This window comes from Dactylosporangium sp. CA-092794, assembly GCF_050948465.1.
Taxonomy (GTDB): domain Bacteria; phylum Actinomycetota; class Actinomycetes; order Mycobacteriales; family Micromonosporaceae; genus Dactylosporangium.
In genome coordinates this window covers 5,631,640-5,645,434 of sequence record NZ_CP192044.1, presented here as the reverse complement: position 1 = coordinate 5,645,434, position 13,795 = coordinate 5,631,640, and the positions used below count along the sequence as shown (strand labels likewise).

General features: G+C 66.0%; 13 protein-coding genes. 1 reads left to right on the top strand and 12 read right to left on the bottom strand.

Annotation, left to right across the window (positions count from 1 at the left end):
• Positions 1 to 34: 34 nt before the first annotated feature.
• Together ACQPXD_RS24265 and ACQPXD_RS24260 are read right to left on the bottom strand one after the other, a co-directional pair.
• On the bottom strand, positions 35 to 1,420 hold the full coding sequence (locus ACQPXD_RS24265; RefSeq protein WP_432842243.1) for a hypothetical protein: 1,386 nt from the start codon (positions 1,418 to 1,420) through the stop codon (positions 35 to 37).
• Positions 1,417 to 2,649, bottom strand: coding sequence for an amidohydrolase family protein (locus ACQPXD_RS24260; RefSeq protein WP_432842241.1), 1,233 nt, complete (start codon positions 2,647 to 2,649; stop codon positions 1,417 to 1,419). Before ACQPXD_RS24260 ends, ACQPXD_RS24265 begins: the two co-directional genes overlap by 4 nt.
• 144 nt (positions 2,650 to 2,793) lie before the next feature.
• Here ACQPXD_RS24260 and ACQPXD_RS24255 point away from each other — a divergent pair, with 144 nt between their 5' ends.
• Entirely contained in the window at positions 2,794 to 3,150 is a 357-nt protein-coding gene (locus tag ACQPXD_RS24255; RefSeq protein ID WP_432842239.1) for a CoA transferase, read from the top strand.
• 24 nt (positions 3,151 to 3,174) lie between these two features.
• Here the strand turns inward: ACQPXD_RS24255 and ACQPXD_RS24250 are convergent, their stop codons facing one another.
• The 10 genes from ACQPXD_RS24250 to ACQPXD_RS24205 all read right to left on the bottom strand — a co-directional run bounded on the left by ACQPXD_RS24250 (position 3,175) and on the right by ACQPXD_RS24205 (position 13,493).
• Entirely contained in the window at positions 3,175 to 3,561 is a 387-nt protein-coding gene (locus ACQPXD_RS24250; protein WP_432842237.1) for a putative quinol monooxygenase, read from the bottom strand.
• Complete coding sequence (locus ACQPXD_RS24245; protein ID WP_432842235.1) at positions 3,558 to 4,649, bottom strand: VOC family protein; 1,092 nt, start codon at positions 4,647 to 4,649, stop codon at positions 3,558 to 3,560. Before ACQPXD_RS24245 ends, ACQPXD_RS24250 begins: the two co-directional genes overlap by 4 nt.
• Positions 4,650 to 4,687: 38 nt before the next feature.
• Positions 4,688 to 5,824: a cytochrome P450 gene (locus ACQPXD_RS24240; RefSeq protein ID WP_432842233.1), complete on the bottom strand. Its 1,137-nt coding sequence runs from the start codon at positions 5,822 to 5,824 to the stop codon at positions 4,688 to 4,690.
• A gap of 178 nt (positions 5,825 to 6,002) precedes the next feature.
• Complete coding sequence (locus tag ACQPXD_RS24235) at positions 6,003 to 6,578, bottom strand: 3-phenylpropionate/cinnamic acid dioxygenase subunit beta (protein WP_432842231.1); 576 nt, start codon at positions 6,576 to 6,578, stop codon at positions 6,003 to 6,005.
• A gap of 10 nt (positions 6,579 to 6,588) precedes the next feature.
• On the bottom strand, positions 6,589 to 7,953 hold the full coding sequence (locus ACQPXD_RS24230) for an aromatic ring-hydroxylating oxygenase subunit alpha (RefSeq protein WP_432842229.1): 1,365 nt from the start codon (positions 7,951 to 7,953) through the stop codon (positions 6,589 to 6,591).
• A gap of 56 nt (positions 7,954 to 8,009) precedes the next feature.
• Positions 8,010 to 8,900 carry a VOC family protein gene (locus ACQPXD_RS24225; RefSeq protein WP_432842227.1) on the bottom strand — a complete coding sequence of 297 codons (891 nt, stop codon included), beginning with the start codon at positions 8,898 to 8,900 and terminating at the stop codon, positions 8,010 to 8,012.
• A gap of 113 nt (positions 8,901 to 9,013) precedes the next feature.
• Complete coding sequence (locus tag ACQPXD_RS24220; protein ID WP_432842225.1) at positions 9,014 to 9,823, bottom strand: IclR family transcriptional regulator; 810 nt, start codon at positions 9,821 to 9,823, stop codon at positions 9,014 to 9,016.
• A 169-nt stretch (positions 9,824 to 9,992) separates the two neighbouring features.
• The gene (locus ACQPXD_RS24215) at positions 9,993 to 10,841 is read right to left on the bottom strand and encodes an alpha/beta fold hydrolase (protein WP_432842223.1); all 849 of its coding nucleotides are present in this window, start codon (positions 10,839 to 10,841) and stop codon (positions 9,993 to 9,995) included.
• A gap of 40 nt (positions 10,842 to 10,881) precedes the next feature.
• Positions 10,882 to 11,703, bottom strand: coding sequence for an SMP-30/gluconolactonase/LRE family protein (locus tag ACQPXD_RS24210; protein WP_432842221.1), 822 nt, complete (start codon positions 11,701 to 11,703; stop codon positions 10,882 to 10,884).
• 179 nt (positions 11,704 to 11,882) lie between these two features.
• Positions 11,883 to 13,493, bottom strand: coding sequence for an ABC transporter substrate-binding protein (locus tag ACQPXD_RS24205; protein ID WP_432842219.1), 1,611 nt, complete (start codon positions 13,491 to 13,493; stop codon positions 11,883 to 11,885).
• Between the last annotated feature and the right edge of the window lie 302 nt (positions 13,494 to 13,795).

Genomic DNA, 13,795 nt, shown 5'->3' with positions numbered 1-13,795 from the left:
CCGCCCAGCACGGCGGCCGACCTGCGACCGGGACTCATGCGACGGCGATCTCGCGCCGGCGGACGAGCGGGCGGAAGATCGCGAAGGCCTTCGGATGCAGGTTCGCACCGATCTCGGCGGCGCCGCGCCAGTAGTACACACAGGGAGTCCGGGGCTCACTGCCGAAGCTGATGCCGGGCTTGCGCTCGATATACGGCAGCTTGTACCCGATCGCGTCGAAGAGCCGGCCGCTCGCGGTGAGATCCGGATGGGCGAACGTCATCGTTACCAACTCGACCAGGTTCGCGCCGACCTCGGCCGGTTCGAGCCGGGCCCGGGCGTCACCCGGCGCGATGGGGTCGGGAAAGCGCGCACCCCAGTTGGTGAACCAGCCGGCGTAGGGCGCGGCGGGCATGCGCGATGCCTCGTCCACCGGTTCGTAGTCCATGGTCCTCGCAACGACGCGAATGCCGGCCAGTGCGGCCTGCCGCTGCCACGGGATCCGCGTCTCCAGGACCAGTGGCACGTCGAATCGCCCGGGGTACCCGCCGCCGCGAGCCGGGAACCGCGGCAGAGAGTCCACATAGGACTCCGCGCTCATGCGCAGTTCGTCGTGGAAGCCGAAGCCGACGAGGAGCGACGTCAGCCTTCGCCACTCGGCTTCGGCATCGAGCTCGGCGACGAACCGGCTCACCCCCGGGTGCGGATCGAGCCTCGTCCGCGCCCGGTCGCTCGGCGTGAGTGCGGCATGTCCCATGGCGTACGCCGCGGTCGATCGGCCCCCGTGCGTCGAGCCGTGGTCCTCGGCGTCCAGGTCGTAGCCCACGAGCAGACTGCCCGGGACGGGGTCGAGGTAATCGACGCCGAGCGCCGTCGCTTCGACGTCACCGTCGAAGCGCGCCGAGACCAGGCGGCCGTCGATGCGCGAGCGCGCCCGGATCCAGGTACCTCCTTCGTCCAGAAGACGTCCGGTGAGCAGTTTGCTGTCCTGACCGGCGACGACGTACTGGTTGAGGTTGAGCAGTCCGCGGCCCGCCGCGGTCACGTCGTCGAGGAGCTGCCGCTCGTCGGTCCCCAGGTAGGGGCAGGCGATCGCGGCTTCGTAGTCGAACCAGCCTGACGGGTCGAAGTCGTTCGTGATGACGTTGTCCGCGAGGGTGCTGAAGCTGCGCATCGCCGGAAACATGCGGCCGAGGACGTGCCGCCCCTCCTGGGTCGCCAGTTCCGCGGGCAGATACGCCAGGCGGCAACCGTTCCGGCGCAGCGCGGCGATCTCCTCGGCCGGGTAGGGGCACGGCGCGACGTCAAAGGTCGCGCCCACGGCTTCTCCCCGGATTCGCCAGATGACGCGATGCAGGCGCGTCATCTCCTCCGGCATTTCGGGTTCCGGACCGAACATCTCGCGAGCGCCCGGAGAGAAGCCGAGGGCCGCGCCCGTCATGCGGCCGACCGGCCGGCACCGACGTTGCCGTCGAGATCCAGGCCGTACAGCTCGATCGCGTTGCCTCGCAGGACCTTGTACGCGATATCCGGATCGATGCCGTCGAACTGCTGCGTGATGTGCTCGTAGGTGTTCGGGAAGGGCCCGTCGGCATGCGGGAAGTCGACCTCGAACATGAGATTGCCGACGCCGATCTTGTCGGCCTGCTCGAGGGCGTGCCGGTCGGAGAAGATGCAGCCGTACATGTTACGGCGGACGTAGGTCGACGGCAGTTCGGCGATCACATTGTCCTCGTGCGACCAGGTGTGGTGCTGGTACGCGTGGTCCATGCGCTCCATCGCGTAGGGCATCCAGCCCGCCTGCCCCTCCGAGTAGGCCAGCTTCAGGCCGGGGAACCGGTCCAGCACACCGGAGAAGATGAAGTCGGCCATGGAAACGAATGAGTTGCTGAACTGCATCACGGGCGCGACGATGTCGGCGGCCCCGGGCGGCATCGGCATCATCTTCGACGACGAGCCGATGTGCATGCAGATGACGGTGCCCGTCTCCTCGCACGCGGCGAAGAACGGATCCCAGTTCCCGTCATGGATGCTCGGGAACCCGAGGTGCCCGACCACCTCGCTGAACGCGACCGCGCGGACGCCCCTGGCGGCATTGCGGCGGATCTCCGCGGCCGCGAGGGCCGAGTCCCACAGCGGCACGACCGGCAGGGGAATCAGGCGGCCTCCTGAGTCGCCGCACCACTCCTCCACCATGAAGTCGTTGTAGGCGGTGACGCACGCCAGCCCGAACTCGCGATCGTCCGTGGTCTGCTCGCTCAGCGCCTGCCCGCAGAAGCGTGGGAAGGTCGGGAAGGCCAGTGATGCCTCGACGTGCTGGTCGGTCATCACTTCCAGGCGGGCCTTGGGGTCGTAGCAGCCCGGGTGCATCTCGTCGTAGGTGACCGGCTCATTGCCCCGCGTCTCGGCGGAGGTCTCGCGGTCCTTCAGGATCAGGATCGGGCGGCGGAGCACGTATGCGGAACGGCCGAAGAACCACACGTCGCCCGGATCGCCGTCGGGGTCTTCCACCAGGCCGTCGTAGAGCCGGGAGGCGCGGCTGATCATGCGGCGCTCAACGCGCGGTGCACGCTCGTGGTACTTGCGAGGCAACCATCGCTCGAACAGTCCCGGCGGCTCGATGACGTGGTCGTCGACGCTGATGATCTTCGGAAGTTCGGCCTCGGCCATCCCACGCTCCTCAACTGTTTCGCCGGTCATGTGCGTCGACGCCGCGCTCGGGCGGCGCCGCCCGGTGGACTCCGAGGCTAGCGAGGAACCCGGCTCTTGACTAGAGAATGTATAGTTTTTCGCAAGCTGAATATATAGTTTTTGGTGGCAAGGCGTGTCATGATCCTCACGTCGCTCACCGTTGCGAGGGAGTTCCGCGTGCGGTTCGAGGGGTTCCTCGGCGGCCTGCGGGTCATCGAGATCGGCAACGAGCTCGGCGAGTACTGCGGCAAGGTGCTCGCCGGCCTGGGCGCCGACGTCGTCCGCGTTGAGCCGCCGGGCGGCGAGGTCACCCGCGCGTACGGGCCGTTCCACCGCGACACTGCGCACCCCGACCGGAGCCTGTACTTCTGGCACTACAACCTGGGCAAGCGCAGCGTGGTCCTCGATCTCGACGAGGCGGAGGACCAGGAGCGTTTTCGCCGGCTCGCCGTGCGGCTGCTCCAGCTGCCGCGGCGCTGACGCTGCGTCGCCGGTGTACACGCATCACGAGGAGGGCGTGGCCTCGGGCGTCACTGGTACCCATTCGCCGTTGACCTGGCGGTAGTACTGCTGCTCGTAGAACTCCACGCCGTCCTTACCGGTGATCCGGGTTCCCCAGTCGAGCAGGTGCGCGTAGGGGATCTCGCGGCTGCGTTCCGCCTCCCAGTGAGCGGCGTAGCATTCCTGGTCCGCCCAGTGCTCCAGGATGGCGAAGTTGCTGGGCGTGGTAGTGGACTGCATCAGTTCGTATTGCAGGCAACCACGCTCGGCATTGGCGCGTTCGTAGGTGCTGATCCATCCCTCCTTGAGCGCCTCCTCGCCGCCTGGCTTGACGTGGATGTTGACGACCACGCGTACTGCGCTCACGATTGCCGCCTCCTTGGCGTTCAAGTCCCGGCCTCATGCGGAGGCAGGCCCTTGGTGATTCGGTAGTAGGGACCGCGGGGTTTCACCGTGGTCAGGTCGGCTTCGGGGTCCATTCCGAAGCACTCGATCGCGATCCCGCCGAGTCGTCGCCGGGTGTCGAGGTAGTAGAACTCCGCGATGCCGCCCATGAGGGTGCCGCTCATGCAGACCGATACCCCAGCGCCTTCGAGCCAGTCACGCAGTCGGAGCCAGTGCCGGTGATCGTCCAACCCGACGACGTTCAGGTGGTGGATGCCCTCTCCGACCACCTGGAGAAAGTTCTCCTTGTAGTCCGACGGACCCAGTGTCGGCTGCACCACCTCGAAACCGAGCGGCCCGTCGAACGGTGAGGCCGCAGCGAAGTACTCGTGTTCCACCGGACGTCCCTCGAACGTCGGCGATTCGAGCGAGCCGGGTTCAGTACGCCAATTCTGGACGATCCAGTCCCCGATGCCGAACACTTGCTCGTACGCGTCGAGGTGCTTCACCATGTCCCGGACGACCACGCCGAAGTGCTGGATGCCGCGTGGCGCCGGCAGCGGCCCCATACCGTCGGGTCGCGCGTAGGAGCCCGACAGGTCGAGCAAGTCGCCCCTCGGCAGCTCGAACCTGCCCGTGCTCGCCGAGGTCACCAACTGCACGTAGTAGCCGCCGAGCAGCTCGCGGGTGTCGAGTTCGGTCACCTGGCCCACACCGGCGATCTCGTACCGCTGTGCCACGTCCACGCCGAGTGCGGCGAAGGCGTCGACCGACCGTTCCGTTTCGGCCGGGTCGGCCGCGAAGGCCAGGTGGTGGATGCCATGACCGTTCGTCGCCTGGAAGTCCTTGTAACCGCTGCGACCCGCCCCAGGTTCGATCAGCCAGAACTCGTCACCCCAGGGCGCGGCGCCGACGCCGACGCGACCGCTGATCTGTGCGGTAGCGCCCCGGATGGTCGCTTCGGTCACGGACTCCGCGACGTGGTGGACGCACCAGGTGTCCAGCCCGAACAACTCTGCGTACCCTCCCGCGATCGTCTCGATATCGCGCACGACCAGCCCGACGTGATGCAGTTTGGCTGGGAGGATTCCCACGATGATCCCTTCGACGTCCGTTGGCCCGGGCGCCGCGTTCAGTGGGACGCGTCCGGGTTGTGCGCGGGCATGGCGGCGACCGCGTTGACGAGCGTGGTCGACGCATAGGTCGGTTCGCCGACCTCGAGCCGAGGAACTTTGTGCAGCAACTCGCGGAACAGCGCGCGCAACTGCGCCCGCGCCACGGGTGCGCCGAGACAGTAGTGGATGCCGCCACCGCCGAACCCGACGTGGAGGTTCGGCGTCCGCGTCAGGTCGAACGTGTATGGATCGGCGAACACGCTCTCGTCCCGGTTTCCACTCGAGTAGACCATCACGACCTTCTCGCCGCGACGGATCATTTGTTCACCCACCTGGCAATCGCGCGAAGCCACCCGAGCGAACTGGATGATGGGGGTCGCCCAGCGGATGAACTCCTCGACCGCCCCCTGCAGCCGCCCGTCGAGATCCTCGCGCAACCAGGCCAGCTGATCCGGATTGTCCGACAGCGCCTTCACCGCGTGGGATGTCGTCTGCCGTGTCGTGTCGTTGCCGGCGACCGCGAGCAGCACCATCGCGGCACCCATCTCGTCGTCGGACAGTCGCTGGCCGTCCAACTCGGCCGCGGCCAGGCTCGTCATGACGTCATCAGCGGGTTCGACCCGCCGTCGCGCGGCGAGCTCGGCCCCGTACTCGCGCAGGTCACGGTTGAACCGCAGCAGCCGCTCGATCGGATCCTCGTTCGCGTCCCGTACGGCGTGGCCGGTCACCACGTTCACGAGGTTTCCGACGCGCTCGCGGTCGTCCATCGGGACGCCGATCATGTCGAAGAAGGTTCGCTCGGGCAGCTTTCGTGACAGATCCTGCACGATGTCCGGATCGGGCATCGTCGCGAATTCCTCGACGATCTCGCGGGCGTTCCGCTGGATCGACTCCGAGATCTTGGCGATGTGCCGGGGCGAGAAGGCGGCCGCGATGAGCTTGCGCAGCCGGGTGTGTTCGGGCGCGTCCATGGCCAGGAAGAACGCGCTGACGCGGGCGATGTCCGGCGGAATGGGCTCGAAGACGACGCTGTCGCCCGACCGGAAGGTTTCGCTGTCCTTGCTGATCTGCACGATGTCGCGGTGACGCGTCACCGCCCAGAACCCTTCGAACTCCTGCGGCAGGGGCCATTCGACCGGACGCTGCCAGGACACGGGCGACTCCCTGCGCAGGCGACGGAACGTGGCGTCACGGACCGCTCCCGACTGTGTCCAGAACGCCATCCTGGACAGGTCGGCGGTCTCGTCAAAGGGTCGAGTCGTTCCGACCGTACCTGTGGCCATGACGTCGATGCCCCCCTTGTTCTGACAGGGCTCATGCGGTGGACAGGGCTCAGAAGAAGTTGCTGAGGTTCTGCGACAGCAGCAGCGTCTGGTCGAGGAACACAAACCGCCGAGCGATCCGCAATCCGTCGCCGACACGACGCAGGACGTCCTCGCGTCGCCCGATCCACTGGTCCTCCTCGGACTTCAACCGGGTGCGATAGAGCAGGAAGTTCGTCTGTACGGTCAGTTCGGTGCCGGAGTCGTCCACGACCCGGACATTGGTGATGATGTGGCGGGTGCGCGACGGCGGATCCTCGGCCCAGGCCGTTCCGGTGCCGACCTTGGCGACCCGGTTGGCGAGCACCCTCTTGTCGTCGTCGAAGAACGCCATCTCGCCGGGCTTGGTGAACTCACGGCTGAGCTCGCGGCGTGACATCGTCCGCCGGATCGGCATGAAGTAGTGGGTGTCTTCGGTGAACAGCTCGATCCACTCGTCGTAGCGATGCTCGTCCAGCAGCGCGGCTTCGCGTGTGTAGAACTGCTCGATTTCGAACTGCCGGTACATGAGGGCCAGGTTGGCCGGATCGATCGACCGGTTGATGGCTTGGTCGACCGCCGGTTCGGCATTGGTGGTCATCGTCATCGGCTCCCGCTCAGAGGTGTTCGCCAGGCGTCGTGTTGTCGCGCAACTGTTCCCAGCTGGGCCGCTTGAGCCACTCCTTCCACGCGAGGTAGGTCCACAGCTGCGCGTGCTCGTTGACGGGCGCCTCGATGCGGGCGACTCCGTCCTCATGGATGATCTTGCCCCGGCCCAGGCCCATCTTGAGCAGCTGCGGGATGTCACGAGCCACGCCACCGAGCGTCTGCAGCGTGCTCTGGGACCAGTTCTCGCCGTCCTCCTGTTCGAGGAAGCCGGCTGGGCCGAACATGTGGATCTGACGCTGCAGCTGTGCGCGCTGGTTCTCCGGAGTGTCGTCGCGGTTGCGGAAATTGAACCACCACACCTCGGTGACCGTCGCGCTCCGCGGCACTCGCAGGCTGAGCTGCGCTCCCACGGTGATCCACGTGTTCGGGAAGATGTGGGGGTGGCCGCCGACCATCTGCCCGACGGGACCCAGTGCGGCGATCGCCTCCGGCCGTTCCCGCCAGGCGAAGACTCCGCGCGACGACGGAGGCACGACGGACACCAGCGCCTCGAAGGTCGGGCCAGAGATCGCGTGGCCGTACTCGGCGAGCATGACCACGGACTCGGTGTCCGTCCGCAGCCGCTGGACGGCCAGGTCTTTGCCCTCCGGCGTCTTCGCTCCGCCGCCGTCGATGTTGTCGGCCGCGCTCGGGATCATCCCCACGGCCTGCGCGGAGATGTGCGTGATCTGCGGATGGTAGTAGTCGAAGGTGTTGTCGACCGGGAACTTCCAGTTCGTGTTCAGCACGAACTTCTGGATGCCCGGGACTACCTCGACGTCGCCGCGTTCCGCGATCTGGTCCAGACCGATCCGCCCCGTGCGACCGAGGAACTCGGCAAGCGGTGGGGCTTCGGGGTCCATCGTCGCGAACACGAATCCCTTGTATGTGTCGAGTTGCGCGACCTTGCGCAGCGGATACTTGGACTTGTCCAGCTCGTCGTTGTAGAACTCCTTCATGCCGGGCACGCCCACGAGTTCGCCGGCCAGATCGAACGTCCAGCCGTGATAGGTGCACATGAAGTTGCGGACGTTGCCCTCCTCGGCGCGACAGACTGCGTTGCCGCGGTGTGTGCACGTATTGACCAGCGCCTTGATGCCGCCGTCGCGCTGGCGGACCACCAGCACGTTGTCCCGGCCCATCGGCGCCTCGAAGAAGTCGCCCCGCTTGGGGATCTGGCTCTCGTGGCACAGGAACAGCCACGCCCGACCGAAGATGCGTTCCATCTCCAGATCGAAGATCTCCTCGTCGCTGAAGATCCGGCGATCAAGTTCGCCGGTGTCGGTGTTGACCAGTTCGTCGAGCTTGTCGACGATGCCGTTGGTTGCCGTCATGATCTCTCCTAGCTCCCTGCGTCCCGAGCCGTCGCCGCATTCGGATGCCGCTGCGGTCAGTGCGGGTCAGTCTTGTGACCCCAGTACGCGGTGGCGGCATAGGTCACGACCGACCACGTGTCGTCGTCGATCAGCATTCCTTCCGCCCCGTACTCGACCCCGAAGCCGGACGGCGAGTGCATGTAGAACGACAGCATCTCGTCGTTCGTATGCCGGCCCAGCGTCGCCATCTTGCGGATGTTCTGGTCGTGCACCTTGTCCAGCGCACGGCCGACGGTGTCGACGTCCTCGACTTCGACCATGAAGTGATTGATCCGCACTGAGCCGTTGCCGCTGCCGGCCGGCATATCCGGCGCGACCGCGAGCGAGTGGTGACGCGCGTTCACGTGAAGGAACGTGAGGACGAGCCCCGGCACCGGGACGATGTAATCGCTGAGCCGGAAGCCCAGCACCTCGCGATAGAAGGCGATGGAGGTTTCCGGGTCGGGGCAGGTCAGGACCACATGCCCGAGTCCGAGGTCGTGACCGTCCGGCGCCCTGGTCACGAACCGCGCGCCGGTAGGAGAGACGAACGGGGCCCTGGGCACCACACCACCGCAGAAGATCTCAAGGACGCATCCTGCCGGGTCGGTGCAGGTGATGAGCCGATGGACGCCTCGTACCGCGGCCAGCCCGGCATCCTCCTTGTAAGCGACGCCGGCCGCGCTGAGGTCGGCGGCGACCACGTCCAACGCATCCGGACCGTCGACCTCCCATCCGACGTAGCCCAGCTCGTCTTCGCCGGGGTACAACGCGATGCGGTATCGCCGCTGATCCATACGCAGCAGCAGCGTCGGTGTGCCGTCCCACTCCGTCCGCTCGACCTGCATGCCGAGGATGTTGGTGGCGTAGTGCTCCCACGCGTCGAAGTCGCGCACCCCGATACCCAGGTAGCCGAGCGCGTGCAACTGTGCCAAGGTCGTGCTCCTCGCGGTCCCGTGCGATTGTTGAGGACCCGAGTATGTGCACCGCCGCGCGGACCGACGAAGTGATCCGTTCCGGCTGACAGAACCGACGGACGTCAGGCCGCGGCAGGCACGTACAGCGCCGAGGACAGTTCCTCGCCGGCACGCATCAGCAGCTTCCGGTACCGCTGGATCGCGCCGTTGCCGACCCCGGTCGTCAGGGAGAAGGCGGCCACCGCATGGTGCGTTCGCCGGTCGAGGATCGGGACGGCGATGCACCACACGCCGAGGAACGACTCCTCGTGATCCGTCGCGCAGCGTTCTTCACCCACGCGTCGCAGCGACCGCTGCATCGCATCCGGCGTGCAGATCGTGTAAGCGGTAAGCCGACGATAGCGCGCGGGCAGTCCCAGCCTGGCGTCCTCCTGCGGCGAAAATGCCAGCATGGCCTTGCCGAGAGCAGACGCGTACGCCGGATGGCGGGCGCCGACGAAGGTGGGAATCCGGATCGACTGGTGCCCGAACAACTTCTCGACATAGAGCACGTCGGTGCCACGGCGCACAGCGAGATGTATGGTCTCGTGCGTCTGGGCAAAGAGCTCAGCCATGTACGGCATGGCCTGATTCGTCAGTCCGTTCACGCGTGACAGCTCGCTCTGACTGCCGACCTCGAACACTCTGGAGGACAGTGCGTATTTGCCTGCGACCCGCCGGACATAACCACCGCTGATCAGCACCATCAGCAACCGATGAGCAGTGGACTTGGGCATCCCGGCGACATCGGCAAGGTCGGACACGCCCATCGACGGCCGCGGTCCGGCGAGAGCGTCGAGCAGAGCGAGCGCCTTGCCGACGGAGCTGTCCAGGCCGGCCGGGGGCTCACCCGAAGCGCTCCCCTGGGGCGTGGGCATCGCGTGCGAGGTCATGCCTGCTCCGTCCGGCGAGTTCACGACGTATTCCAAACAAACTTAACGGAGGGTAACCCCTTTCCTCGCCTAGGGACTATACCCCCAAGGTCGCATGCGTTGTCCCCGCTCGCGGCGGCCTGAGCGTCAACCGGCCGGCGTAGCGGCGGAGTGGGTCCTCGGCAATCGGCTAGTTGTCTGTGATGAAGTGGTCAACGATTCGATTGAACTCGTCGGCGTGCTCCAACTGCGCCCAGTGGCCGCAACGGTTCAGCAACACGAGTCGCGAGTTGGGGATCAGTGTCATCGCGCGGAGACTCATCTCCCAGTGCACGGTTCGATCATCGCGTCCATGAATGATGAGTGCGGGAATTGTCGTCTTCTGCAGTAGTTGCTCGAGGTTTTCCGTACCCACGCGCATAGCGGGCGTGCCCCACAGTTCCAGCCAGTTGCTGTTGTGCTCGGGGAACTCCAGCGCCGCGTCCGAGCGCTGCTTGGCCAGTTCGTCAGAGGCGAACGACTGGTCGTAGCACATCACTTGGACGATGCGCTTGAAGTTCTCCGGAGTCGGATCGCGGTAGGCGTCGAACAGGGCGCGCATGCCCTCGGAGAGCCCTGCGGGCGACATCAGCGGAGTGCCCCAGACTCCGGCGCCCATCGTGATCATGTGCGAAACCCGCTCGGGGTGGTTCGCGCCCATGATGAATGTGATCCCGCCGCCCATCGAGTTCCCTACGTAGGCAGCGCGCTCGATCCCTAGCGTGTCCATGAGTTGCAACATGGCCTTGCCCTGGTCACGACCAGTTGTGAGGTCCTGCGGGCTCGACTCGCCCCAGCCCGGCATCGTCACCGCGATCACGCGGTACTTCTGCGCCAACGCCGGGATGTTCGGCGCGAAATTCGACCAGCCGGTGGCGCCGGGCCCGGTGCCGTGAATGAGGAAGACAGGGTAGCCTTCGCCCGCTTCATTGATCTGGATCCGGTAGTCGGCAGTATCGACGATCCTGTGTGTGTTGTCGTACGTCAACTCGGACGACATCGATCCACTCCTCTTGTATCAAGGATCACGTGTGCACCACTTAGGGAGCGGTCGCCGCGGACACAGCCGGCACACTCACGCGCGTGGCCACCACCCGCGCCTGTCGCCCGGCAAGTCGATCTTCTGGACGCATCCACGCGGGGGCCAGGCAGACAAACAGCGTCCTACCATCGCCGCCGCCCAGTCCGCAGGCGAAGGTGGCCTGATCGAAACGAAGCTCCTCGACGATGCGTCCGGCGAGCACCCGGATGACTCGTCGACCGGCGGCGTCGGCCAGCCAGAGCGCGCCTTGCGCGTCCAGGCAGCAACCGTCGGGGACGACATTCGCTTCCGACATAAGGTCTCGGAATGTACGGCTGGTCGGCATGGGGCCGAATTTTGCCCACACCCACCGATCGCGCAATGAGCCGTCCGACCCCAACACGAAAGCCGTGACGCGGTTCGCGAAGCTCTCCCCCACAAGGAGGTGACCCTGCGCGGTGATGACGGCGCCGTTCGGGAACCACAGTTCGTCGGCGACTTCACGAACGGAGCCGTCCGGGCTCGCGCACACAAGCGCTCCCGGCCCGACAACCACCTCGCCGGCCGCGTCCAGGTCGAACCGGCCGATGTAAGCCCGGCCCACCGGATCGACAACCATCTCGTTGTAACGCGCGTCGTCATCGCCGAGGCGGGCATGGACGGCGAACGTGCCATCATGCTCGCGTCGCACCACGGTGGCCTCGTTGCCCAGCAGGATGAGCAGGCGCCCGTCCGGAAGCCAGCCGAGCCCCGCCGGCTTGGACGACACGTGCGCCTCGGACCGGACATCCGTTCCGTCCGGCGCCATTGAAAGCACCGCCGGGGCGATGAAGTCAAGCACCCAAAGCCGGCCTGCCCGCCAGCGAGGCGATTCGTAAAAGCAACCTCGGCCCAAGACGACCGAGGTGCCCGTCTCACTTGTCATCGGCTCCATCTCACCGTTCCGTCAAGGACCGACGGCAGCGATCATGGCACGGATCGGCACCGGGCCGACGCATCATGATCGCCGCCGGTCACCCGCTAAGCATTGACCTTGAGCCCGGCCCAGGACTGGGGCTGCCCGTTGGAGAGATCCATCGTCTTCGAAACGCCCGACACAGCTTTGGTCGTGATAGTCGCCAATTGGATGTCGGCGATGTTGATTCCGGGCAGAGTGTCGTAGTAGACCTTCTGGTACTCGGCCCATGCTTGTGGCGTCGCTGCGGGATCGAGAGTTGGATCCGTTGCCTTGGCGAGGGCGGCGTCCAGGCTAGGATCGTCGAAACTGCAGTAGTTGGCCACGCCGCCCGGCTGAACGAAGATTCCCTGCGCACCATACGGGAATCCGCTTCCCTGGAAGTAGATGCTCGGCTTCTTTGACCGCAGGTCGGCGAAGGCGTTTGCGCTCGGGACGATCGACAGGTCGAGGCCCACCGCCTTCAGTTGTGATTGAAGTATCTGTAAGGTCGCGCTGTTCACATCGGTCGGGTCGGCGATTGCCGTGATTGTCGTCCCAGGCGATACACCGGCCGCGGCGAGCGCCGCCTTCGCCTTGTCGATCGAGTACTCGTACGGGTTGGCCACCGTCTTCCCGGGCCAGTCGGTGGAAGTGGTGGGGATCGTCGTGGAGTTCTCAACGGCGTAGCCCCCGTACGGGCCGCTGACGAAGGCCGCACGGTTGAGTGCGTAAGCCACAGCCTTGCGGGCGTCGAGCTTGTCGAACGGCGCCTTGTCGGTGCAGAAGTATGCGCCGTACTCCCAGTCGGGGCGAACGACGGAGTTGGCCACGGTCAGGCCTTGCGACTTGGCCGAGGAGATGCTGGCTCCCCCGGTGGTAAACGCCATGTTGACAACACCGGACTTCAGCGCGGCGATGGTCGGTGCACCGCCAGCCGTGTTGACGAACTCGACACCGGCAAGCGTCACGGCCGACTGGTCCCAGTAGTTCGGCGATGCCGTCAGCTTGATGCTCTGCCCCGACGCGTACGACGAGAAGCCGTAAGGCCCCGCCCCCGCGCCGAGTGGCTTGCTTGCGAAGCCTGACCCGGCCTGCTGCACCGCGGCCGGAGACACGACTGCGAGATACACTGCCCCCTTCAGGAGCTGATCGCGCCATTCTGCGGCGTATGGGCCGTTGAGGTGCACCACCACCCGGTCCGTGCTGGGCGTATCAATCGATGTCATGGCCGCCAGGGCCGCACTCTTTTGCATGGTCTTGCTCGCCATGACACGCTCCCAGGAGAACTTCACCGCTGCCGCGTCGAACGGCGTGCCGTCCTGGAATTTCACGCCCTGCCGCAGGGTCAGATCGATCGTCTTCGCGTCGGGAAAATCCCACTTGACCGCCAGCCCGGGCTCCAGACCCTGTGGGGTCTGGTGGATCATCGTGTCGTACATCAGCTGCATCCAGGGCTGATAGCCGCCCTTGTTCTCCACCGGGTCCAGCAGGACACCCTGCACCTCAGAGAACGTGTAGGCGACCTTGGCGATGCCCGCACCGGATGTGCCGGGTTTCCCGGCGTCCGAGCCTGATGAGGTACAGGCGGTGGCGAGCGCAAGGACACCCGCCACGGCAGCCACCGTGCCGACGTGGCGTATGGCAGTACTGCTGACCTTCTTACGGGACATCGAGCGAGTGAGCGTGCGCAGCATCCGACTCTCCGATTCGACAGATGGCCAATTGGCCGCACTTGAGACAGAGCAGTGCTAGACAGTCACACCGGCTACCAGCCGGTGCCCAATGGCGGGAGCTTGATCGGCGCGGGGCGGAGCCGCACCCGGGTCCGCCTGAGCGCCCGGAAATTCTATAGTTTAGGTTTGCCAGAGGATTCTATAGTTTGCGATCGGTGTCAAGCAGCCTCTTCACGGCCAACCGCCACGTCACGGCCCTGCTCCGACCCCAACCGCTGCCGGTGTTTGGTCAGGCCGCCACGTGAGCACCGGTGAGCGCTGGC